The organism is Acidibrevibacterium fodinaquatile (genome assembly GCF_003352165.1).
Classification (GTDB): domain Bacteria; phylum Pseudomonadota; class Alphaproteobacteria; order Acetobacterales; family Acetobacteraceae; genus Acidibrevibacterium; species Acidibrevibacterium fodinaquatile.
Map to the genome: position 1 here is coordinate 1 of NZ_CP029176.1, position 22,795 is coordinate 22,795.

Below are 22,795 nucleotides of genomic sequence, written 5' to 3' on the forward strand. Positions count from 1 at the left end.
GTGGGCGAGGCAGTGTCAGGCAACAGCGGCATGGATCGGGAGCGCAGTCTTGCCGCGGCTTTTGCCAGCGGCTTCGAGGCGTTGGAGGGCACGGACAAAGCCGCCGAGGGCGAGGCGCCGGTGGGCGCCGGGGTCGATGGCGAGCTTGCCAAGCAATGGGGCCGGGTGCGGAGCCGCTTGCAGGCGGATGTCGGCGAGGTCGAATATCGCTCCTGGCTGCGCCAGATGGTGCTCGCCGGGTGTGACGGCGACGAGATCACCATTCTGTTGCCGACGCGCTTTCTCCGTGACTGGGTGCGCCGCCATTATGGCGAGCGCTTGGTGCTGCTCTGGCAGATGGAAAACCCGGCGGTGCGCCGGGTCGATATGCGGGCCGGCACGCTCGGCGGGCGCGGTGCGTCGGCGGGCGGTGGGTTCGCCGAAAGCCTCGCGAGCCCGCCGCAATCATTGGCGTCGCCGCCGGTGGCAAAGCCAAGCGCGGCCGCCGTAAGGGCCGGAGCCGCGCCGGAACGTTCGCCGCCCGATACCGCCGGCCTCGACAAGCGCTTCGATTTCGACAATTTCGTCGTCGGCAAGCCCAACGAATTCGCCTATGCGTGTGCCCGCCGTGTCGCCGAACAGCCGGCGATGCCCGGCTTCAACCCGCTGTTTCTCTATGGCGGGGTCGGCCTCGGCAAGACCCATCTGATGCATGCCATCGCCTGGGATTTGATCGGCCGCGGCGGCGGACGGATCTCGGTCGCCTATATGTCGGCGGAAAAATTCATGCACCGCTTCATCACCGCGATCCGCAGCCAGGCGACGATGGAGTTCAAGGAGCAACTCCGCGGCGCCGACGTGCTGATGGTCGACGATCTCCAATTCCTGATCGGGAAAGACAACACCCAGGAGGAATTTTTTCACACGTTCAACGCGCTGGTCGATGCCGGCAAGCAGATCGTGGTCTCGGCCGACAAATCCCCCTCCGATCTCTCGGGGCTCGAGGACCGTCTGCGCACCCGGCTCGGCTGCGGCATGGTCGCCGATCTGCACGCCACCACTTTCGAGCTGCGGCTTTCCATCCTGGAGACGAAGGCGAGCCGCGCCGGGGTCGCGGTGCCGGCCAAGGTGATGGATTTCCTCGCCCACAAGATCACCACCAATGTCCGCGAACTCGAAGGCGCGCTCAACCGTCTGATCGCGCATGCCAATCTCTTCGGGCGGCCGATCACGCTCGAGACCACCCAGGAAGTCTTGCACGATATCCTCAAGGCGCATGACCGGCGCATCACCATCGAGGAAATCCAGCGCAAGGTTTCCGAGCATTGGAATATCCGCCTGACCGACATGGCCTCGGCCCGGCGCGCCCGCAACGTCGCGCGGCCGCGGCAGGTCGCGATGTATCTCGCGAAACAGCTCACCAGCCGCAGCCTTCCCGAGATCGGCCGCAAATTCGGCAACCGCGACCACACCACCGTCATGCACGCCGTCGCCCGCGTCAGCGAACTCATGGAACGCGACGCCGCGTTCGCCGAAGACGTCGAATTGCTGCGCCGGATGCTCGAATCCTGAAGGAAAACCGATCGCGCCGGAGATCGGCGCTGCGGTTGCGCGAGAGCAAGGTAGGTTTTGATTGAACCATCCTGTTCAATCAAAACCGGCCAACTTGCTCGCCAAAATAGGGGTAGAGCGTGATCGACTTAAACCGATCACGCTCTAAAATCCTTCGAGCACGATTTTTCCGCGCATCGTGCCGCTTTCGACGCGGCGATGGGCGCGGGTCAGATTGGCGGCGTCGATGCGGCCGAAATTCTCGGCGAGGATCGTCTCGATCACCCCCTCATCGACCAGCGCCGCGACCTGCTCCAGAATGCGTTGCTGCTCCGCCATGTCCGGCGTCTCGAACAGGCTGCGGGTGAACATCGCCTCCCAGTGCAGCGAGACCGATTTCTGTTTGAGATCGCGGACATCGATCGGCGCCGGATCGTCGATCAGGCCGATCCGTCCTTGCGGCCGGATGGCGCGCACCAGCGCCGGCCAGTGCTGATCGGAGGCGTTGGTCGAAAAGATGACATCGACGCTGCGAAACCCGAGTTCGGCGAGCTGCGCCGGAATATCGCCGCGATAGTCGATGACGTGATGGGCGCCGAGGCGCTTGCACCAATCGACGCTTTCCGGGCGGCTCGCGGTCGCGATGACGGTGAGCGCGGTGAGGCGGCGGGCGAGCTGGATCGCCATCGAGCCGACGCCGCCGGCGCCGCCAACGATCAAAAGGCTGCCCGCCGCCGCGCGTGGCACCTGCAGGCGGTCAAACAGCATCTCCCAGGCAGTGAGCGTTGCCAGCGGCATCGCCGCCGCCTCGGCGAAGCCGAGCCGGCGCGGCCGCCGCCCGACCAGGCGTTCATCGACGAGCTGGTATTCGGCATTGGCGCCGGCCCGGTTGATGGCGCCGGCATACCAAACCTCGTCCCCGACGCCGAAATGCGTCACCCCGGCGCCAAGTGCCCGCACCACGCCGGCGGCATCGAAGCCGAGCACCCGCTTCTCGCCGACCGGATCGGCCTGGCGGCGGAGCTTGGTATCGACCGGATTGACCGCAACCGCCTTGACCTCGATCAGCAAGTCGCGCTGGCGCGGCGCGGGATCGGGAAGGGTGGTATCAAACAGGGCGTCTTCCGCGTCGATCGGGCGGCAATGGGTATAGACGACGGCCTTCATGGCGTTCGTTCCCCCGGGATTTTATCAATTTCACCAGAGCCATTCTCTCAGAGCGCGGGCTCTATCAGAGCATCGGCCGGCCGCTTGGCAAGCCACGAAACCGCGCGTCAGCCAATCCTGAGCAGGCGCGCGCCTTCGCCGGTGAGCCAGCGCACGCCCTCGGCCCGCCACGGCGTCAATTCCTCGACCAAACGCCAGAAACGCGGGCCGTGATCCATGTGGCGCAGATGGGCGACCTCATGGGCCGCGACATAATCCTGCACGAAGGGAGGGGCCATGACCAGACGCCAGCTAAAGCTCAACACCCCATCGCGGGCGCAACTGCCCCAGCGCGTCCGCGTGTCCTTGACGCTGATGCGCGTCGGGCGCCGGCCGATCATCGCCGCTTTGGCGAGCGCGAGCGCTGAAAACCGCCGGCGCGCTTCGGCGCGCAGGAAATCGCCGACCCGGCGGGTCAGGAACTCCGCCCCGCCGGTGACGTAGAGCGTGCCCCCCGCGAGCCAGGCGCTGCCGCGCGCGCCGGCGGGATCGCCGTCTGGCAGATGGCGAATGCGATGCGAAAGCCCGTTGATCGGAATCTCGGCGCCATCGGCGAACGCGATGGCGCAGGGCAGGGCGGCGATGCGCTCGGCAACCCAATCGGCGTGGGTCATGAGGAGCGCGATCCCGGCCCGCCGCCCGGCCCGCGCCGGCAACGTCACCACAACGCCGCCGCCGCGCGGGTCGATGCGCAAACTCACCCGCCGCGCCTGCGCATGCCGGCGCCAGCGCACCATGGTCGGCCCGCCAGGAAGCGTGAGAATCTCCTCCGTCCCATCCATGCCAGCAAATCTGCCGGGTTTTGCGCTTCCTCGCAACCGCGGCGTCGGCTACATGCCGAGCGCCCGGCGATAGAGATCGAGCAAGGTTTCCTGTTCCTCGATCTCGGCCGGCTGCAGGCGGCGGAGGCGGATCAGCTGGCGCAGCACTTTGACATCGAACCCGGCCGATTTGGCCTCGGCGAACACGTCCTTGATGTCGTCGGCGAGGGCCTTTTTCTCCTCCTCCAGCCGCTCGATCCGCTCGACGAGGCTGCGCAGCCGCTCGGCGGCGATGCCGCCGGTCTCTGGCTCCGCCTTGGTCTCCTTGGTCACATCTCTCAGCGCCATGCCATCGCCTCCATCCGTTGGGCGGGCCGGGGTAGCTTGGCGGCTCGCCGCGGTCAATGATCGTGATGGGATTGCGCGAAGGCCGCCTTTTGCGCCGCGCTCGCCGGCTTTTGATATTTCGCCTGCCATTCTTTGTAGGGCATGCCGTAGACGATTTCCCGCGCCTCGGGGTCGGTGAGGGCGATGCCGGCTGCCTCGGCCGCCTCGCGATACCAGCGCGAGAGACAGTTGCGGCAGAAGCCGGCGAGGTTCATGAGATCGATGTTCTGGACGTCACTCCGCTCGCGGAGATGGGCGACGAGGCGGCGGAAGGCTGCGGCTTCGAGCGCGATGCGGGTCGCATCGTCGGCGGTGGGCTTTGTCATGGCTGGCCTCCTGGGGTTAGTCTCCATCCCGCCTAGATGGCGCGGCCGGTGGCGCTTCGCCATAGCGCGGCAGTGGCGGGGAGGAAAAACGGTATGGCGTTCGAGGAAGCGGCGGCACGAGAGATTTTGCGGGGGGTGTTCGATGCCGCCGTTGCCAGCGCCGATCCGCGCCGCGTGCTCGCCGCCCATCTGCCGCCGCCGCCACGCGGCCGGGTGGTCGTCGTCGGGGCCGGCAAATCAGCGGCGGTGATGGCGCAGGCGGTGGAAGCGGCCTGGCCGGCGGTTTCGCTTTCCGGCCTCGTCGTCACCCGCTATGGCCATGCCGTGCCGACGCGCCGGATCGAGGTCGTCGAGGCCGCCCATCCGGTGCCGGATGCCGCCGGCGAAGCAGCGGCGCGGCGCATCCTCGGCCTGGTGCAGGGGTTGCAGCCGGAGGATCTGGTGCTCGCGCTGATTTCCGGCGGCGCTTCGGCGCTGCTCGCGCTGCCGGCGCCCGGTGTGACGCTGGCCGACAAGCAGGCGATCAATCGCGCCCTCCTCGCCTCGGGGGCGACGATCGGCGAGATGAATACGGTGCGCAAGCATCTCTCGGCGATCAAGGGCGGGCGGCTTGCCGCCTGCGCGCGCCCGGCGCGGCTCGTCACACTTGCGATCAGCGACGTCCCCGGCGACGATCCGGCGGTCATCGGCTCCGGCCCGACGGTGCCCGACCCCTCGACCACTGAAGAAGCGCGCGAGATTCTCGCCCGCTATCGCATCACCCCGCCGCCTGCCGTCCGTGCTCATCTCGCGACCGCGGCGGCGGAGACGCCCAAGCCCGGCGATCTGCCGCACGCCTCCTTTCAGCTCATCGCAACCCCGGCGCTGGCGCTTGCCGCCGCCGCCGCGCGCGCGCGCGACGCCTCGCTTACGCCGCTCATCCTCGGCGACGCGCTCGAGGGCGAGAGCCGCGAACTCGGCACCGTGCTCGCCGGTATCGCGACCAGCGTGCGCCGCAACGGGCTGCCGCTGTCCCCGCCGGCGCTGCTGCTCTCGGGTGGCGAGACGACGGTGACGCTCGCCGCCGATGCCGCCCCAGGTGCCGCCCCGGCGCGCGGCGGGCGCAATACCGAATGCCTGCTCGGCCTCGCGCTCGCGCTGGCCGGCGCGCCGGGGATTTTCGCCCTCGCCGGTGACAGCGATGGCATTGACGGCACCGAGGATGCAGCCGGCGCGATCATCACGCCGACAACCCTCGCCCGCGCCCGCGCGGCTGGGCTTGACCCGCGCGCTGCCCTCGCCGCCCATGACAGCTACGGCCTGTTCGCGGCGCTCGGTGATCTCGTCGTCACCGGCCCGACGCTGACCAATGTCAACGATATCCGCGCCGTTCTGATTGCATGAAGGGGATTCCGACCCGGATGAGCCCACACCCGCATCTCCGCCGCCGCCGTCGCACCAAGATCATCGCCACCATCGGCCCGGCGAGTTCGACGCCGGAAATTCTGGCGCGGCTGTTTCAGGCCGGGGCGGATGTGTTCCGGCTCAATTTCTCGCACGGGACGCATGCCGATCACGCCGCGCGGATCGAGGCGATCCGCGCGCTGGAGGTGGAATTCGGGCGGCCGATCGGCATTCTCGCCGATGTGCAAGGGCCGAAATTGCGCGTCGGGCGGTTTGGCGGCGGGCGGGTGCATCTGCAGACCGGGCAGGCATTCCGCCTCGACCTCAACCCGACGCCGGGCAATTCCCGCCGCGTCGAACTGCCGCATCCCGAGATCATCGAAGCGGCGCGGATCGGCACCATGCTGTTGCTCGATGACGGCAAATTGCGCCTTCGCGTCACGCATAAGCGTGACGACCATCTCGAGACCGAAATCGTGGTCGGCGGCCCGCTGTCCGACCGCAAAGGGGTCAACGTTCCCGATATCGTCCTGCCGATCCCGGCACTCACCCAAAAAGACCGCGCCGACCTCGCCTTCGCCCTCGATCATGGCGCCGATTGCATCGGCCTCTCCTTCGTCCAGCGCCCCGAGGATGTCGCCGAGGCGCGCGAGATCGCCGCCGGTCGCGCCTGGATCATGACCAAGCTCGAAAAGCCGCAGGCGCTCGACAATCTCGACGCGATCCTCGCGCTTTCGGATGCGGTGATGGTGGCGCGCGGTGATCTCGGCGTCGAATTGCCGCCCGAGGAGGTGCCGCTCGCGCAAAAGCGCATCGTCAGCGCGGCGCGCGCCCTCGGCCGGCCGGTGGTGGTCGCGACGCAGATGCTGGAGAGCATGATCAACGCGCCGGCGCCGACCCGCGCCGAGGCCTCTGACGTCGCGACCGCGGTGTTCGAGGGCGCGGATGCTGTCATGCTGTCGGCCGAGACCGCTGCCGGGCAATATCCGTTCGAGGCGGTCAATATCATGGACCGCATCGTCGCCCGCGTCGAGCGCGATCCCGGCTGGCGCGCGGTCACCGAGGCGGCGCGGCCGCGGCCGGAGCATTCCTCCGCCGACGCCATCGCCGCTGCTGCCCGCGCGGTTGCGCACACGATCGAGGCCAAGGCCATCGCCGCCTTTACCTCCTCGGGCAGCACCGCGCTTCGTGTCGCCCGCGAGCGGCCCGATTGCCCGGTGCTCGGCCTCACCCCCGATGTCATGACGGCGCGACGGATGGCCTTCACCTGGGGGGTGCATGCGCTGATCACGCCGCTCACCCATTCGATGACCGAGACCGTCGCGCGGGCGCTTCGCCTCGTCGAGCAGGAAGGTTTTGCCAGCAGCGGCGAAGAGATCGTCGTCGTTGCGGGCGTGCCCTTCGGCAAACCCGGCACGACGAATGCGCTCCGCGTCGCCAGAGTCAAGTAATCACTTCTTCTGAAGAAAAACTGCCTCGGCACGGGCAGTGCCGAGGCACTGCCCAACGGATAAAAGTTTTTTGGTTCTTTTTTTCAAAAAAGAACCTCATTTCATACCAACGTCTCCGAGGATTTGGCCGCAAGAAACGGAACGCGTTGGTAGGGGCGAGGCGTTAGGTGAGCTTCACCAACACGCACAGGAGTCCTTGCCATGCCCGCCATCCGCGCTTTCCGCATTTTCGACCCCCAGCGGAACCGTTGGCACCATTTTTTGCCATGAACGCTTTCCCCACCGAATCAGCCCGGAGAGACGCGGTCGCCGCCCGCGACCGGGCCGCCGATGGTGCTTTCGTCTATGCCGTCACCACCACCGGCGTCTATTGCCGGCCGAGCTGCCCGGCGCGGCGGGCGCGGCCCGAGCATCTCCGTTTCTTCGCGGATCCAGCGGCGGCGGCGCGGGCCGGCTTTCGCGCCTGCCGCCGCTGCCGGCCCGACGAGCCGGCAGCGGGCTGGCACGCGGCGGCGGTCGAAGCCGCTTGCCGTCTGATCGAAGCGGCCGAGACGCCGCCCGATCTCGGCGCCATCGCCGCGCGGGCGGGCCTCAGCCGGTTTCATTTCCATCGTGTCTTCAAGGCGGCGACCGGCCTCACCCCGAAAGCCTACGCCGCCGGATGGCGTGCGAAACGCGTCCGCGCCGCCCTCGCCGCAGGGGCCTCGGTGACAGAGGCGATCTATGACGCGGGGTTCGGCACGAGCAGCCGATTCTACGCCGAGGCCTCGCGGCGGCTCGGGATGGCGCCGCGCGCCTGGCGCGGCGGCGGCGCGGGGGCGCGTCTCCGTTTTGCCCTCGGCGCCACCAGTCTCGGCGCCATCCTGGTCGCGGCGAGCGAACAAGGCATCGCCGCGATCGAACTCGGTGATGAGGGGGAGACCCTGCTCGCCGATTTCCAGGCGCGTTTCCCCGAGGCCGAGCTGATCGGCGGTGATGCGGATTTCGCGCGTTTGGTGACGCGCGTCATCGCCCTGGTCGAACATCCGGAGATGGCGGCCGATCTTCCGCTCGATATCCGCGGGACCGCGTTTCAAGAGCGGGTTTGGCGCGCGCTTCAGGCGATTCCACCCGGCATGACGGTCTCCTACGCGGCGCTCGCCGAGCGCATCGGCGCCAAGGGCGCGGCGCGCGCCGTCGCCGGCGCCTGTGCGGCCAACCCGCTCGCCATCGCCATTCCCTGCCATCGTGTGGTGCGCAGCGACGGGGCGCTTTCCGGCTATGCCTGGGGGGTTGGCCGCAAGCGCGCTCTGCTGGCGCGTGAGGCGGCGGCGAAAAACAAGCCTTGACCGCAGGAGCTGTTTTCATATAGTGGCTTAGACACCGTTCCTCAGAAATTTTGTCAGCAAAGCTTTGCGAGAAAGCTTTGCGAGCCTTGGGGGACGGGTCGTTTTTTGGGAGTTTTTGCCCCGCCCGAGCGGGGCAAACCGGCCGGGAGTCGATCCGGATGTCATCGCCGCCTCTGTCCCGATTGGCCATCCGTGCGGCCCTGCTCCTGCTCCCCGTCCTGCTCGCCGCCTGCGCTGGCCATTCCACGCTGACCGCGCGCGAGGAAGCCGCCCGCTACGCCGCCGAGGCGCGCCGCCACTATCCGCCGCCGGGCCCGCCCAATGACCCCTGGGGCCCTTACATCACCGAGGCGTCACAGCGTTTCGATGTCCCCGATCGCTGGATCCGCGCGGTCATGAAGGTCGAATCCGGCGGGCATGAGTTCCTCGCCGGCCGGCCGATCACCTCGCCGGTCGGGGCGATGGGGCTGATGCAGCTGATGCCGGCGACCTATGAGGAAATGCGGGCGGAAAACCATCTCGGCGACGACCCCTATGACCCGCACAACAATATCCTCGCCGGCGCCGCCTATTTGCGGGCCATGTATGACCTCTATGGCATCCCGGCCTTCCTCGCCGCCTATAATGCCGGGCCGCGCCGGCTCGATACCTATCTCGCTGGCGCCGCGCCGCTTCCGGATGAAACGCGGCGCTACGTCGCCATGATCGCGCCGGCGATCGCCGGCACCTATCCCGCCCGGCGCTCGCCGTCCGAGCAGCTCGCCTATAACCGGATCCCGGATATCGTGCCGCCGGGGCGACGGGGCAGCCAGATGCTGTTTGCCGCAAAGAGCGCGCCGCCGCCCAGCGCGCGCAGCGCGCCGCCGGTTCAGGTCGCGAGCCGCTCCTTGATCGCGCCGGTGACCGCCGAGCCCTTGCCGCCGCTCCCAGCACCGGCACCGGCGCCGGCGTCGCACTCTAGCCTCGCCCTTGCCGCCTATGTGCCCCCCATCCCGGCGAGCGACGGGCATGGCGGATCGTCCGGCTTTCACCTGATTTCCCAGGCCGTCGCCGAGCCGCTGCCGATGCGGCGGGGCGAGGCGGCCGGGCATGAATGGGCGATCCAGGTCGGCGCCTTCGCCAGCGCCGCGCAAGCGCATGCGGCGGCGCTCGCCGCGCGCGACGCCGCCCATCTCAGCGCCGGCCAGCCGCTGGTCGGCACCGTGCAGCAGGCCCGCGCCCGGCTCTATCGCGCCCGCCTCACCGGGCTTTCCCGCGCCGCCGCGATCGATGCCTGCGAACGCCTGACGAAGAGCCACGGCACGTGCCTGGTGCTCTCGCCAGACGCCCAATCCTGAGCCCGCCGGCGCGATCTTTCCCGGAAAATTGTTCGCCCCGGCGGTTGCCGCGCGTGGCGCGAGCGGGCATGCCGGCGTTTCCCGTAACCATCCCGGAGGGGTCCGCAAGATGTTCTGGTCGGCGGCCATCAAGAGCGTGCTGCTCGCCTTCCCGGCGCTGTTTTCGATCGTCAACCCGATCGGCGGCGCGCTGATTTTCCACGAGGCAACCGCCGATCGCAGCCCCGCGGAACGCGCCTGGATCGCCGGCCGGGTCGGGATCTATGCCGTCGTGGTGCTGCTCGGCTCGCTCCTCGCCGGCACCTATATTCTCAATTTCTTCGGCATTTCTCTCGCCGCCCTGCGCATCGCCGGCGGGCTGGTGATCGCGGTCAAGGCTTGGGAATTGCTCTCGGGGCCCGAGCACAAGGCGCGACCAGCCGAGCGCGCCGCGGCGCCGGCGGGGGAGGCGGCGGCGATCGCGTTTTTCCCGCTCACCATGCCGCTCACCGCCGGCCCCGGCGCGATCTCGGTCTCCATCGCCCTGGCCTCCGAGCGGCCGCATGAGGGGATCGCGGTCGGAGGGTTCTTTCTTGGCGTCTCGCTGGCCGCCTGCGCCCTTTCGCTGCTGATTTGGGTCATGTACCGCTCCGCCGACCGGCTGATCGGGTTTCTCGGCCCGACCGGCGTTGCAACGCTCAGCCGCCTCATCGCCTTCGTGCTGCTCTGCATCGGCACCCAGATCACCATCGATGGCGTGCAGGCGACATTGAAACCGGTGTTCGCGCAATAGAGAGGGGAAAGGGAAGAAAGAGGTTCTTTTTTGAAAAAAAGAACCAAAAAACGTTCTCCCGTCACGTATCGAACGTCACCGCGACCGGCACGTGATCGGAGGCTTGCGGCCAGTCGCGCGCGTCTTTCAGCGTGATCTGATCGCGGAGTGCGGGGATAAGATCAGGGGTTGCCCAGACGTGATCGAGCCGTCGGCCACGATCGGAGGCGCGCCAGTCGCGATTGCGATAGGACCACCAGGTGAAATGCTTTTCCGCCGCCGGGACGAAATGGCGGACCGCATCGATGAAGCCGGTCTCCAGCCACGCCGTCAGCCCCGCCGTCTCGGGCGGGGTGTGGCTTACGACATCGAGCAATTGGCGATGGCTCCAGACATCGGTCTCGAGGGGCGCGATGTTGAGATCGCCGACGATGACGGTGCGGGAAAGCGCAGGCTGGGCCGCGAAAAAATCCCGCGCTTGGGCGATGAAGGCGAGCTTGTGGGCGAATTTCGGGTTGGTTGCCGGGTCCGGGACATCGCCGCCAGCCGGGACATAGAAATCATGGAGAGCGAGCGGCCCGCCCTCGGTCTCGAGGCGGACGGCGAGATGCCGGCAATCGCCCTTGCCGCACCAATCGGGAAACCCCTCCAGCACCGTGATCGGCCGGCGCGAGAGAATGGCGACACCGTTATAGCTCTTCATGCCGCGATGGGCGATGTGGGGAAAACCGAGCGCCCGCACCGCATCCGCCGGAAACAGCGCATCCTCGACCTTGGTCTCCTGAAGGCAAAGCACGTCCGGGTCGAGCGCCGCAACGAGATCGGCCAGACGCGGCAGGCGAAGACGGAGCGAGTTGATGTTCCAGGTGGCAATGCGCAGACTCACGCGACCATCCTGGTCGCGACCGTGCCGACCCAAGCGATCTCGCCCGCCAGCGTATCGCCGCGCTTGACCGCGGCGACACCCTCCGGGGTGCCGGTGAAGATCAGATCGCCGGGCGCAAGCCGCACCAGACGCGAGAGCGCGGCGATGATCTCGGGCACGCTCCAGATCATGTCGGCGAGATCGGCGACCTGGCGCGCGGCACCATTGACGCTGAGCGCAATCCGCCCCCGCGCCGGATGGCCGATCCGCGCCGCCGGGGCGATGGCGCCGATCGGGGCGCTGGCGTCGAACCCCTTGGCCATGTCCCAGGGGCGGCCGGCTTTCTTTGCCTCCGCTTGCAGATCGCGCCGCGTCAGATCGATGCCGGCGGCATAGCCGAAGACATGCGAAAGCGCATCGCGCGCCGCGATGTCGGCGCCGCCGGTCGCGATCGCGACCACCAGCTCCATTTCGTGATGAAGATCCGCGGTCGCCGGCGGATAGGGGCAGTCCGCACCCTCGATGACCACGGCATCCGCGGGCTTGGTGAAGAAAAACGGCGCTTCGCGTTCCGGATCGCCCCCCATCTCGCGCGAATGGGCGGCATAGTTGCGCCCGACACAGAAAATGCGGCGGACCGGGAACATCCCGCCGCCAGCGACCGGCACCGCCGCTTGCGGCGGCGGCGGGATGACATAATCGGCCATGAGACACGCTCCTCGCACAGAAGGGAGTTAGGCGATGATCACCTTACGCTTGGGGAAACGCGCCACGACGTCAAGCGGCAGGTTGAAATGCTCGGCGACGAGCTGGGCCGGGTTGCGCGCCAGCCAGTCGCTGATCGAGATGTCACCATAAACGCCGCTATTGAGGACGACGAGGACGCGAAGCGGCTCGGTGCCGGTATTTTCGATGTAATGGCCATAGCCGCGCGGCACATAGCCAACATCACCGGCGCGATAATCCCAGGTCACCGCCCGCGCCGTCGAGCCGAACACCGTCATCCGCCCTTGGCCGGAGACGTAGTACTGCCACTCATCGGCATGCGGATGCCAATGGAGTTCGCGGACGGCGCCGGGATTGATGTCCTCGATGACCCCGGTCATCGTCGTCGAGACCGGAAACTCCTTCGAAGAAACGATGCGGACGGTACCGCCCGGCGCCTCGATCGGGCGCTGGGCGAGCAGCGGATAGCGATGGGTTTGCGGTGCCGAAACCAGGCTTGCGGGCGGCGGCTCGAGCGGCAGCGGCGGCGGCACCGTGCCGGGCATGATATAAAGCTCGTGGTCGGGGATTTTCGCAAACGCGGCGGCGGGAACACCGAGGTTTTTCGCCAGCACCTCGGGCGGGGTGTGCGCCAGCCAGTCGGTCACGCTGAAAGTGCCGAATTCGGAAAAAGCGCCGTCATCGAACACCAGCATGAACTCGCAGCCATCCGGCCCCAGGCCCTGGATGGAATGGCCGTAGCCGCGCGGGAAATACCAAACATCGCCAGGGCCGAACTCATTGGTTTCGGCATTGCCGTCGGGATCGATCACCGTCGTGCGGGCGTGGCCGCTGAGCATGAACGCCCATTCGGCGGCGAGCGCATGCCAGTGGAGTTCGCGATAGGCGCCGGCATAAAGCCGCATATTCACCGCCGCCAGCGCTTTCGAGGCGGGAAATTCGGCGACCGTCGCCTCCCGCGCCCAGCCGCCTTTATTCTCTTTTTTGTGGCTGTTGGCGAAAACATATTTGAAGCTCGGCAGCTCGCCATGATCGGTCGGCAGACGCGGGGTGACGGCGGGCTCGGGCGCAGGCAGTTCGGGCTCCGCGGCGTTCGCCGTGGCTGCCGCGGCGATCAGGCCGGTGCTGGCCGCCGCCGACAACAGGCCGCGGCGCGAGACGGGGAGAGTGGGCATCCGGGCGTTTCCTTTCTAAGCGCTGGCGACATCGTTGGGGTCACTTTGCGATGAGAATGGATCGCATTTGCAGCGCGGGTGTCCAGAGGAAGAAAGCATGGCAACCATGCCGCAACAAGGTGACACAAAGCCGTGAGGCTCTAGGCGACGAGAGCGCGATCGGTTTAAGTCGATCACGCTCTACCCCTATTTTGGCGAGCAAGTTAGCCGGTTTTGATGGAACAGGATGGTTCAATCAAACCCTACCTTGCTCTAGGCCGCCGTGGTTTCGCGCCTGCCGGCCGGGGCGAGGGCGGCGGCGAAATCGGCGAAAATACGGGCCGAGAGCGGATTGGTCGCGAAATCATACTCCGGATGCCATTGCACGCCGACGGCGTAGCCGGCTTCCCGGCCATCCGGCCGCGTCACCACCCGCACCGCTTCGATGGTGCCGTCGATCGCCACGGCTTCGACCGCCAAGCCCGGTGCGGGCCGGTCGATCCCCTGATTATGGAGTGAATTGACGGCGATTTCGGTCGTTCCGGCGAGGCGATGAAGCCAGCCGCCCGGTGTTGCCCGCACCCGATGGGCAAGCCCGGTGCGCACCGGCGCGAAGGGCTGCAGCGGCGTCGAATGGTCGATATGGCCGGGAAGATCCTGCAGCCGCTGATGCAGCGTGCCGCCGAGTGCGACGTTCAGCTCCTGCAAGCCGCGGCAGATCGCGAGCACCGGCATGCCGGCGGCGATCGCGGCGCGGAGCAGCGGCAGCGTCGTCGCGTCGCGGGCAGGGTCTTCGGGCGCGCCCTCCGGCTGTGGCGGGCCGCCGTAATTCTCCGGCGCGACGTTGGAGCGGCTGCCAGTGAAGATCAGCCCGTCGAGCCGGGCGAGCAGGGCGGCGATGTCGGCCTCGGCGCCATTGGCCGGGATCAAGAGCGGCACCCCGCCCACCACCCGATCCACCGCCCGGACATAGGTGTCAGAGGCAGCGTGGTTCGGCATGCCGTAGATGCCGAAGGTTTTCATGCAGCAGGAAATGCCGATCAGAGGTTTCATCATGCAAGACCGATGGGATCGCCCGCGATTATGGCGGCATTGCGGCGGGCGGCGGTTATCGCTTGGGGCCGGTCGGTGGGGTTGGGGTGACCTTGAACTCAAACAACGCGTCGGGGAACTGGCCGCCGATCTCGATATCGCTGAGGCTGACGCGGGTTTCGCGCCGCTGCTCGTCGAGCACGATCCATTGCCGGAGCAAAAGCGGATCGGTGTCGAAAGCGAGGCTCAGCGAGCCTTGCCACCAGCGCTCGGCGCGCAGCACCGTCACCTGGATCAGGCCGGGGACGCGGGTGATATCGGTGATCAGAATGTTGCCCGAGAGCTTGATCTCGGGGGCGAGAATGATCGAAAGCGGCGTATCGCCGAGGGCGACCTCGCTGGTCTGGCCGAGCTGACGGTCGTTGAAATAGACGTCACCATGATTGGCGACCAGAAGATAGGGCACTGGCGGGTCGTATTCGAAGCGGAGTTTGCCCGGCCGATCGATCCAGGCGGTGCCGTGGCTGTCGCTGCCATCTGGCGCGATCTGCTCGAAACGCGCTTTCAGGGTGTGGATGGCGTTGAGATAGGCCTCGATACGCGCGATATCGGCGCGATCCTGCGCGGTCAGCGTCATGGCGCTGATCGCGCTGGCGCGGCGCGCAAGGAGGAGGGGGGCGAGGGTAAGGCATGCGAGAGCGGCGCGGCGGGCGATCATGTCGCGCATGTGGCACGCCGCTCCCGGCAAGAAAACCCCTCGCCCGCCATATCAGCCCCGCGCGCGCAGAATCTCGGCGGCATGGCGGGCGGCGCCGGCTGCGGTGAGGAAAAATCGCCCGCCGCGATGCTCAACGCAACCAAGCTGCACGAGCCGCGCGAGGCAGGGCACATCTTTCATGGCAGCGTCCGCTTCCGGCCGGCCAGCGGTCCCGCTCAGAAACAGCCGATGGAGGGCGGCGCGGCAGCAGGTTTCGAGATAGGGTTCCGACCACATTGCCGCGACTTTGCGCCACGATCGGCCAATGACAAGGGCCGGGCTTTGCCGTCCGGCGTTTTTGCCGCGAAGATGGCGCGATGGCCGGCCTGCTTCCCACCCTCGCGTTGCCGCTCTTGCGCCAATTGCCCCCCGAGACCGCGCATGCCCTCGCCTTGCGCGGCCTTGGCCTCGGGCTTGCCGGGCATGACCGCGCGCGCGCCGATCCGCGGATTGCCCAGACCCTGTTCGGCCGGCATTTCCCGAACCCGATCGGGCTCGCCGCCGGCTTCGACAAGAATGCCGTTGCCGTCCGCCCGCTGATGGCGCTCGGCTTCGGCTTCGTCGAGATCGGCACCGTGACGCCGCTGCCCCAGCCCGGCAATCCGCGCCCGCGCCTCTTTCGCCTCGACGCCGAGCGCGCCCTGATCAACCGGCTCGGCTTTCCCGGGGAAGGTTTGGCGCGCGTCCTGCCCCGCCTTGCGGCACTCGGGCAGCGTTCGGTGCCGCTCGGCGCCAATATCGGGCTCAACAAGGAAGGTGCCGTTCCCGAGCGCGATTATCCCGCCCTCGCGATCGCCTTGGCGCCGCATGTCGATTACCTCACGCTCAACATCTCCTCGCCGAACACGCCGGGGCTTCGTGATTTGCAGGCAAGCGCGCGGCTTGCCGCCATTCTCGCCGCGGTCAAGCGGGCCTTGCCTGAGGCGCCGCCGCTCTTGGTGAAAATCGCCCCCGATCTCAGCGAGGAAGCGCTCGCGGCGGTGGTCGAGACCGCGCTCGCCGGGGGGGCTGGCGGCTTGATCATCGGCAATACCAGCGTCCGCCGTCCGCCCGGGCTGCGCTCGCCCCACGCCGGCGAGGCGGGCGGGCTTTCCGGCCCGCCTTTGTTTGCGCACGCGCGCGTGATGCTCGCCCGCGCCGCCCGCCTCGCCGCGGGCCGCCTCACGCTCATCGGCTGCGGCGGCGTCGGCACCGGCGCCGAGGTGCTGGCGATGGTCCGCGCCGGCGCCCATTTGGTTCAACTCTACACCGCCTTCGTCTATCAAGGGGCGGCGCTGCTCCCGCGGTTGCGGCGCGAACTTCTGGTCGCGCTCGATGCGGGCGGGTTCGCGCGCCTCGAAGACGCGCGCGGCGTCGATATCGCCTCTCTCGCGGAGACATCATGGAACATCTGACCGGCCTTGCCCCCCTCGTCGCACGCTATCGCGGCTTCATCGTCGATCTCTGGGGGGTGGTGCATGACGGAATCCGCCCCTATCCCGGCGCGGTGGATTGCTTGCGGCGTTTGCAGGATGCCGGAAAGCGGGTGGTGCTGCTTTCTAACGCGCCGCGCGTCGCAACCGTGGCACAAGCGGCGATGCGTGAGATGGGGATCAATGATGACCTTTATAACGGCATCATGACCAGCGGCGAGGCAACGCGCGACCGGCTCGCGCGGCGTGACGATCCGTTCTTCGCCGCGCTCGGGCGCCATCTCTATCATCTCGGCCCGGCACGCGACCGCAACGTCTTCGCCGGGCTCGATTACACCCCGGTCGCGACCCCCGAGGCGGCGGATTTCGTCGTCAATACCGGGCCCGACGAGACCGCCGGCATGCTTGATCTCCCCGCTTATGAGGACATCCTCCGCGCCTGCCGGGCGCGCGATTTGCCCATGGTCTGCGCCAATCCCGATCTCGAGGTGATCCGCGACGGCGCCGCCGTGCTCTGCGCCGGCGCGCTCGCCCAGCGCTATGAGGCGCTCGGCGGCAAGGTGTCTTGGATCGGCAAGCCCGACCCCGCCATCTATCAGCCGACATTGGCCATGCTCGGCTGCCCGCCGGAGACCGTGCTCGCGATCGGGGACGCGCTCCGCACCGACATCGCCGGGGCAAAGGCGGCCGGGCTCGCGAGCTGCTGGGTGATCGGCGGCATCCATAACGCGCTGCTCGGCAACCCGCAGGCGATCGAGGAGGCCGCCGCCGGCGAGGGTGTCACCCCGGTCGCCGTCATTCCGGCGCTCCGCTGGTAGAACGGACAAAAGTTTTTTGGTTCTTTTTTTTCAAAAAAGAACGCGCTTCCTACCCTCTTCTTCCCGCCTTCGCCCGCGCGCGACGTGATGACGGGGCGAGCATTTCCGGCCGCGTCCCGGAGAGGCGCTCGATCAACCCGGCCATCGCGTCGAGATAATCGGCCATCGCGAGATGGCGTTCGGCATAGCGGCGCGCATTGGCGCGCAGGCGCGCCGAGAGCGCGCGGTCCTCGAGCACCGTGAGCACCCGCTCGGCGAGCCCGGCGGGGTCGAGGAAGGGGGTGAGGAGGCCGTTTTCGCCGTCGCGGATGAATTCGCGCACCGGCTCGGTATCGCTGCCGATCACCGCGCAGCCGCTGGCCAGCGCCTCGCGCAGCGACCAGGAGGCGACGAACGGGTAGGTGAGATAGACATGCGCGTCCGAGCGCTGCAAAAGCCGCCGGTAATCGCCGTAATCGATGCGCCCGACGAGATGGACGCGGCGCTCGTCGAGCGAGGCTTTCACTTCATTGAAAAAAAAGTCCCGCCAGGTGCCATTGGCAAGCTTGGCGCCGTAGCTCACGCCGTCGCCGCCGACCAGGATGACGCGGAGATCGCGCCGCGCGCGGAAAAGATGCGGCAACGCCCGCATCATGATGTGATAGCCGCGATAGGGTTCGAGATCGCGGGCGACGAAGGTCACCAGCTTTTCCCCTGGCGCGACGGTAACGTCCTTGAGCGCGAACGGGGTTTGCGCCGCCAGGGGGTCGGGCTGGCAGAGTTCGAGATCGGCGCCCTCGGGGACGATGGTGATGCGCGGGCGCGCCCATTCGGGGTAGGTCGCGTGCTGAAAGCGGGTCGGCGTCTGGCCATGGCCGGGGAGGTTGAGCGCCAGCAGATTGACCGTGTTCTTGACCCGGATATTGGACAGCATCTGGGGCGCGGTCGGAAACTCAGGGTCGAAGCCGACATCGAGCCCGTCAGTGTGATAGAAAAACTCGAAATAGCCGAGCATCGGCACGCCCGGCCAGATGTCGCAGAGATCGAGCATTTCGCCCCAGCCGTGATGGCCGATGATGATGTCGGGCTGAAAGCCGAGCCCGCGCAATTGCGCGGCGGCCCGCGCCACCGCTTCGGCGCGGATCATCGCCGGCTCGAGTTCGCGCAAGTTGCGGTGCGCGTCCTGGCTCGGCTCGCGGCCGAGGCGATAGACGAGCTTGCGCACCCCAGCAATCATATTCTGGTTGTCGTCGGTCAGAAATAGAATTTCGTGCCGCTTCGTCGCCGCCAGATAGCGCAGCAGATGAAGATATTGGCCGGGGAAATTCTGGTGGACGAAGAGGAATTTCACGCCGCGCCGTTACCGTCCGCGTCGGGGGGGTGCCGCTTTGCCGGCGCGGCCGGGTTTGGCGGCCGGTTTTGCCGGCGCCTTGCCGGGCGCGGGTTTTGCCGGAGGTTTCGCCGGCGGAGATTTCGCCGCCGCCGGCTTGGCCGGTGCCTCGCCACCGCTGCCCGCCTGACGCCGCTGCAAAACGATCTGAAACGCTTCCAAGGGCGCCAAGCTTTCGGCCTCGCAGGCCTCGCCATCCGCGACCGGGCCGATCGCGGTGCCGTCAACGAAGGTTGCGGAATAGGTGCAGCGATGGGTCTCGCGGGCCTTGCCCCGCAGCCGCACACGCAGCCCGAGCAGCGGCAGCGCCATGCCGCGGCTGCCGCAGAGCTGCCCGCCCTCGACCCAGGGCGAGAGCCAACCCCGCCCGAGCACCGCCTGATATTCGATGTCCGCCGGCGCCACCTCGCCGCGCGGCGAAAGCGCGAATCCCTCGACCCAGCGCTTGCTGCCGCGATCGCCGATCCACTCGCCGAGCATCGCGCCGATATCGCCGCGGAGCTGAACATGCGCTGCGATCTCGAAATTGCCGTGCAGTGGCAGCGCCGCGCCGGCCGGCGCCACACCCGGCGCGGCGCCAGCGGGAGGCACCACCGGCGCCGCGGCGCCGGGGGCGAGCGGCGGGCGGCGCGGGTCGGCGACGGCCGGCATGGCGCGGCCAGCGGCAGGCGCGCCGGCGGCCTCCTCGGCCAGCCGCAGGACCTGCAGGCGCGGGGCGTTTTCCGGCCCGCCCGGGGCCTGATAGATCGTCACCAGAATCTGCGCCGGCCCCTCGCTCACCCGCACGAGGGCGGCATCGGCGGCGCCGCTCAGCCAGCCATCGGGCCGAAACGCGGTGATGCTCACCGCCTGCGGCCGGCTGGCAGCCCCGGGCGGCAGCGAAATCCGCACCCCAGGCAGGCCCGACCCGTCCTCGTTACGCTTGGCGCCGGGGGTCTGGACGATGCAGAAAAGCCCCGTCTCCAACGTCATCAAATGCCCCGAAACACGCAATTCGGAAAACATCTTTTGGCCGAGCTTGGCGGTGGGCGCGGCGGCGGCGGTGGCGTCTGACATTGCGTGTATCCCCGCTCTGTTAGAGAGGTAACGATTTTGACGAGGGTCGATGTATTTCTCTAGCGGTATCAAGCGGATCAGTAAACCGCGTTGATCGCGCCGCAATCTCGGCCGCGTGCAGCAAGGCGTTATTCACCGCCGGCGCCGGCAAATCAAGCCCGAGCAACAGGCCGCGTCCCGAAGCCCGGATACGTTCGGCCTGGGCGCCGAGATCGAAGGCGACGACGAAAAGCCCGGCGCGCCAGAGTTCACTCAGCGTATAACACCAGGTTTCAGGCACGACCGAGGGCAGGAAGCCGAGCGCGCCACCTTGGCGCGCGATCAGCGCGACCGCTTCGGCAGGCTGGTAATCGCCGGTGATGAAGACTTTTCCGGTGGCGAGCAGGGCCTCGTCGCCGGTGGTGACGCCGACGACGGTGAAGGCGAGTGGCAAATCCCGCGCGCGCGCATCGAGGGCGCAGGCGAGCAGCCGCCGATAGCCCTTTTCGACGCCGATCGCGCCAGCGAGAACGACGCGCAACACCCCCGCCGCGGGCGGGATAGCGGCCGGTGTGGCCGCAACGAGGGTTTCCTCCCAAGGGTGCACCTCGGGCCGCAAGGCCGGGAAATGCCGGGTCAGCCGGGCCGCGACATCGGCCGCCGGCACCACCACCCGCGTCGCCGCGGCGAGCATGCGGGCCGAGCGCAGGCGGAGCGCCGGGGCGTCGATCTCCTCCTCGATCTCGCGCCCGGCCTCGGCGACGCACGCGGCGCACGCGGCAACCGGCGGCTCGCCGCAATAGCGCCCCTCCGCGCCGAGCAGCTTGATGCGCGGGCAAAGCCACGCGTAATCATGCACATGCACCTCATGGGGGCGCCCAAGAGCGCGGCAGAGGGCGAGCACCGCGTCATGGTCATGCCCGAGCAGGTGATGGATCTCGATCGCCCGCACCGTCTCCGCCCGCAGCAGCGCGAGGAGATCGCTGGTCTCGCGCGGCAGGTCGAAGCCGAGATCGGGATAGTCATCCGCCGCCTCGGCGCGGGTGAGATAGGAGCGGTTGACGCCGGCCTCCGCGCGCGGGCTGCCGCGCAGCAGAACGACCCGCCACCCTGCCGCCGCCAGCGCCTGCGCCCGCGCCATGACCCGCGTCTCGACGCCGCCGCCACGATCATGCGTGATGAGGAGGGCTGCTCGCATGGCGCGCCCGCGGGTTGCGATGAAGCGGGCGCGATCGAAGCGCCGCCGCGCCGGGGCGAGCGGGTCGGCGGCGACATAATCGGCGATCAGCGCGTCATAGCCGGGATGGAGCCGCGCCAGAGTAGCGGCGTTGCGGGCGCGAAGCGCCGCTTGGCCGGCGCCAAAGGAAACGCCGCCGCGGTGGGCAACGAACACCCCGGTCGCCGCCACATGCCGCCAGCCAAGCGCGCGGGCGCGGAGGCAAAAATCATTCTCCTCGCCATACCCCTGGGCGAAGACATCCTCGCGCAACAGCCCGACCTGATCGAGTGCGGCGCGGCGGAGATAAAGACAAAATCCGACGCCAACCGGGATTTCGACGACCTTGCCGCGGCCGGCGCGCGCGGCAAGCGCGGCGAGACGCCCCGTTTCCGCAAGATCGGGCATCGGATTGCCCCTCTCGCGCCGTGGGTAGCTCAGCAGCGTCGCGTCATTGGAAAACGGCGTTGCGGTCGCGATCGCCGGTTCGGCGTAGGCAGCGTCGCGCAGCCCGCCGAGCCAGTTTCCGGCGACCAGGGTGTCGCTGTTGAGCAGCACCACGTCATCGCGGCCGGCGGCGCGAATGCCGGCATTGGCGGCGCCGGGAAAGCCGCGATTGCGCGCAAGGCGGATGAGGGTGATACGGCGGGCGCGGGCCAGCCGCGCGAGCGCCAGCACCAATTCCGGCTCCGGGCTCGCATCCTCGACCACGATGATCCGGGTTGCCTCCCGACGCGCGGCGAAGAGTCTCGCGAGACAAGCGAGGGTCTCGGCGACCCCGCGATAGACCGGCACGACGATGCTCACCCGGCGCGGGCGGGCGCGGCGGCGCTCGGCGGGCTCGCCACGGAGATCGGCATGGATCGCAGCCCGCGCGGCGAAGGCCGAACGCCCCGCGCGACGGCCATCCTTGCCTGCCATCCCCCCTGTCGCGCGCGCCACGGCACGCGCCTCGGCCATCGCGCTCGCCCGTTCGGCGCCGGGGTCGAGGGGGCTTCCGAGCAAATCGCGGCCGTCGCCATCGCGAAGTGACAGCGGCACGGCGGCGTGCGCGAACCGCGCCGCCGGCACGAAGAAGCCGCGCGGCCGCGCGAGCGGGGTCGCGCCAGAGACGGCGATCGTGGTGTCGGTCGCGGCGAGGCGCGCGATCAGACGGCCATCGCGGTCATGAAGGAAAAGCCACGGCATCGCGTCGGGGTCGGCGGGATGCCAGGCCCAGCCGGTGAGATTGCCGTTTTCTTCTCTCACCACCCCTTCGATCCGGCGCAAGGCGGCGAGCCGGATCGGGCTGCCGAGCAATGCCGTGCCGTCCGCCAGCGTCACCGCGAGTTCGCGCCCGCCGAGCAACGCGGCGCCGAGCCGCGCCCGCCCCTGTCGCCAGCGGAGCGCGCACGCGACGCCATCGCAGGCGACGCGAAGCCCGGCCGGCGCGAGGTGGGAGGCGACCATCAGCGTGCCGCCGCTCAGCATCGCACACCAGCCCGGCGCGCCGACCGCCGCCGCGATCCGATCCGCCCCCTGCGCGAGATGGGCATCGATCGGCCCGGCATGGCCGGAAAACGCCGCGGCCAATGCCTGCGCCGCGCCCGCGACCTCGCCGTCCTGAAGCCGCGCCGAGGCGAGCCCGATCCAGGCGACGCGCAGATCGAACCGCGCCGCGATCTCAGCGAGCGGTTTTGCCTGCCCGGGTTCGCCCTGCCCGAGGCGGGCGAGGGCGAGGGCGAGGCGCGCGGTTTCATCGCGCGGCGCGATCCGTGCCGCGCGTTCGAGCCAGCGGAGCGCGGCAGCGCCATCACCGGCCGCCAAAGCCGCTTCGCCGCGGTCGAGCGCCGCCCGCGCCGTCTCCGCTTGGCGCGCGGCGAAGGCTGCTGCCAGCGCCGCCGCTTTGGCCCGCAGCGAAGCTGGAGAGGCGTTGCGCGGGCCGTCCGTCACGCCGGAAGCCGCCGCTTCG

General features: G+C 68.6%; 21 protein-coding genes. 8 read left to right on the forward strand and 13 right to left on the reverse strand.

Annotated elements, in window-relative coordinates; translation table 11 throughout:
- Nucleotides 1-30 precede the first annotated feature (30 nt).
- Nucleotides 31-1,551 (forward strand): chromosomal replication initiator protein DnaA, encoded by a 1,521-nt coding sequence (dnaA, locus tag DEF76_RS00005; protein WP_114913550.1) that lies wholly within the window; start codon nt 31-33, stop codon nt 1,549-1,551.
- A 144-nt stretch (nt 1,552-1,695) separates the two neighbouring features.
- Here the strand turns inward: dnaA and DEF76_RS00010 are convergent, their stop codons facing one another.
- The 4 genes from DEF76_RS00010 to DEF76_RS00025 form a co-directional block, all read right to left on the reverse strand.
- On the reverse strand, nt 1,696-2,697 hold the full coding sequence (locus DEF76_RS00010) for a zinc-binding alcohol dehydrogenase family protein (protein WP_114910565.1): 1,002 nt from the start codon (nt 2,695-2,697) through the stop codon (nt 1,696-1,698).
- Between the two features lie 107 nt (nt 2,698-2,804).
- Nucleotides 2,805-3,518, reverse strand: a complete 714-nt coding sequence (locus tag DEF76_RS00015) for a M48 family metallopeptidase (protein ID WP_114910566.1) — start codon at nt 3,516-3,518, stop codon at nt 2,805-2,807.
- A 48-nt stretch (nt 3,519-3,566) separates the two neighbouring features.
- A complete protein-coding gene (locus DEF76_RS00020; protein WP_114913551.1) occupies nt 3,567-3,845 on the reverse strand; it encodes a DUF2312 domain-containing protein in 279 nt (92 codons plus the stop codon).
- Between the two features lie 53 nt (nt 3,846-3,898).
- Nucleotides 3,899-4,210 carry a DUF1244 domain-containing protein gene (locus DEF76_RS00025; protein WP_114910567.1) on the reverse strand — a complete coding sequence of 104 codons (312 nt, stop codon included), beginning with the start codon at nt 4,208-4,210 and terminating at the stop codon, nt 3,899-3,901.
- Between the two features lie 93 nt (nt 4,211-4,303).
- On the opposite strand from DEF76_RS00025, the gene DEF76_RS00030 reads away from it, so the two are divergent.
- The 5 genes from DEF76_RS00030 (at nt 4,304) to DEF76_RS00050 (ending at nt 10,481) form a co-directional block, all read left to right on the forward strand.
- Nucleotides 4,304-5,593 carry a glycerate kinase type-2 family protein gene (locus DEF76_RS00030; RefSeq protein WP_114910568.1) on the forward strand — a complete coding sequence of 430 codons (1,290 nt, stop codon included), beginning with the start codon at nt 4,304-4,306 and terminating at the stop codon, nt 5,591-5,593.
- Nucleotides 5,594-5,610: 17 nt separating this feature from the next.
- Nucleotides 5,611-7,044: a pyruvate kinase gene (gene pyk / locus DEF76_RS00035; protein ID WP_114913552.1), complete on the forward strand. Its 1,434-nt coding sequence runs from the start codon at nt 5,611-5,613 to the stop codon at nt 7,042-7,044.
- Nucleotides 7,045-7,310: 266 nt separating this feature from the next.
- Nucleotides 7,311-8,372: a bifunctional DNA-binding transcriptional regulator/O6-methylguanine-DNA methyltransferase Ada gene (gene ada, locus DEF76_RS00040; protein WP_114910569.1), complete on the forward strand. Its 1,062-nt coding sequence runs from the start codon at nt 7,311-7,313 to the stop codon at nt 8,370-8,372.
- Nucleotides 8,373-8,530: 158 nt separating this feature from the next.
- Nucleotides 8,531-9,709 (forward strand): lytic transglycosylase domain-containing protein, encoded by a 1,179-nt coding sequence (locus tag DEF76_RS00045; RefSeq protein ID WP_114910570.1) that lies wholly within the window; start codon nt 8,531-8,533, stop codon nt 9,707-9,709.
- Nucleotides 9,710-9,818: 109 nt separating this feature from the next.
- The gene (locus DEF76_RS00050; RefSeq protein ID WP_114913553.1) at nt 9,819-10,481 is read left to right on the forward strand and encodes a MarC family protein; all 663 of its coding nucleotides are present in this window, start codon (nt 9,819-9,821) and stop codon (nt 10,479-10,481) included.
- Nucleotides 10,482-10,542: 61 nt separating this feature from the next.
- Here DEF76_RS00050 and DEF76_RS00055 read toward each other — a convergent pair whose 3' ends face one another.
- The 6 genes from DEF76_RS00055 to DEF76_RS00080 all read right to left on the reverse strand — a co-directional run bounded on the left by DEF76_RS00055 (nt 10,543) and on the right by DEF76_RS00080 (nt 15,231).
- Nucleotides 10,543-11,340, reverse strand: coding sequence for an exodeoxyribonuclease III (locus tag DEF76_RS00055; protein ID WP_114913554.1), 798 nt, complete (start codon nt 11,338-11,340; stop codon nt 10,543-10,545).
- A gap of 2 nt (nt 11,341-11,342) precedes the next feature.
- On the reverse strand, nt 11,343-12,032 hold the full coding sequence (locus tag DEF76_RS00060) for a fumarylacetoacetate hydrolase family protein (RefSeq protein WP_114910571.1): 690 nt from the start codon (nt 12,030-12,032) through the stop codon (nt 11,343-11,345).
- Between the two features lie 27 nt (nt 12,033-12,059).
- Nucleotides 12,060-13,226: a cupin domain-containing protein gene (locus DEF76_RS00065; protein WP_114910572.1), complete on the reverse strand. Its 1,167-nt coding sequence runs from the start codon at nt 13,224-13,226 to the stop codon at nt 12,060-12,062.
- Between the two features lie 252 nt (nt 13,227-13,478).
- Entirely contained in the window at nt 13,479-14,258 is a 780-nt protein-coding gene (locus tag DEF76_RS00070) for a gamma-glutamyl-gamma-aminobutyrate hydrolase family protein (protein WP_114913555.1), read from the reverse strand.
- 55 nt (nt 14,259-14,313) lie between these two features.
- Nucleotides 14,314-14,964, reverse strand: coding sequence for a LolA family protein (locus DEF76_RS00075; RefSeq protein WP_114910573.1), 651 nt, complete (start codon nt 14,962-14,964; stop codon nt 14,314-14,316).
- A 42-nt stretch (nt 14,965-15,006) separates the two neighbouring features.
- Nucleotides 15,007-15,231, reverse strand: a complete 225-nt coding sequence (locus tag DEF76_RS00080) for a hypothetical protein (RefSeq protein WP_114910574.1) — start codon at nt 15,229-15,231, stop codon at nt 15,007-15,009.
- An 80-nt stretch (nt 15,232-15,311) separates the two neighbouring features.
- On the opposite strand from DEF76_RS00080, the gene DEF76_RS00085 reads away from it, so the two are divergent.
- The gene (locus DEF76_RS00085) at nt 15,312-16,388 is read left to right on the forward strand and encodes a quinone-dependent dihydroorotate dehydrogenase (RefSeq protein ID WP_114910575.1); all 1,077 of its coding nucleotides are present in this window, start codon (nt 15,312-15,314) and stop codon (nt 16,386-16,388) included.
- Nucleotides 16,376-17,224: a TIGR01459 family HAD-type hydrolase gene (locus DEF76_RS00090; protein ID WP_114910576.1), complete on the forward strand. Its 849-nt coding sequence runs from the start codon at nt 16,376-16,378 to the stop codon at nt 17,222-17,224. Before DEF76_RS00085 ends, DEF76_RS00090 begins: the two co-directional genes overlap by 13 nt.
- 49 nt (nt 17,225-17,273) lie before the next feature.
- Here the strand turns inward: DEF76_RS00090 and DEF76_RS00095 are convergent, their stop codons facing one another.
- Genes DEF76_RS00095 through DEF76_RS00105 form a run of 3 tightly spaced genes read right to left on the reverse strand, consistent with a single transcriptional unit; the run spans nt 17,274 to nt 22,776 of the window.
- Nucleotides 17,274-18,554 carry a glycosyltransferase gene (locus tag DEF76_RS00095; RefSeq protein ID WP_114910577.1) on the reverse strand — a complete coding sequence of 427 codons (1,281 nt, stop codon included), beginning with the start codon at nt 18,552-18,554 and terminating at the stop codon, nt 17,274-17,276.
- A 9-nt stretch (nt 18,555-18,563) separates the two neighbouring features.
- Complete coding sequence (locus DEF76_RS00100) at nt 18,564-19,649, reverse strand: hypothetical protein (protein WP_205216058.1); 1,086 nt, start codon at nt 19,647-19,649, stop codon at nt 18,564-18,566.
- Between the two features lie 19 nt (nt 19,650-19,668).
- A complete protein-coding gene (locus DEF76_RS00105) occupies nt 19,669-22,776 on the reverse strand; it encodes a glycosyltransferase (RefSeq protein ID WP_114910578.1) in 3,108 nt (1,035 codons plus the stop codon).
- Nucleotides 22,777-22,795: the final 19 nt, after the last annotated feature.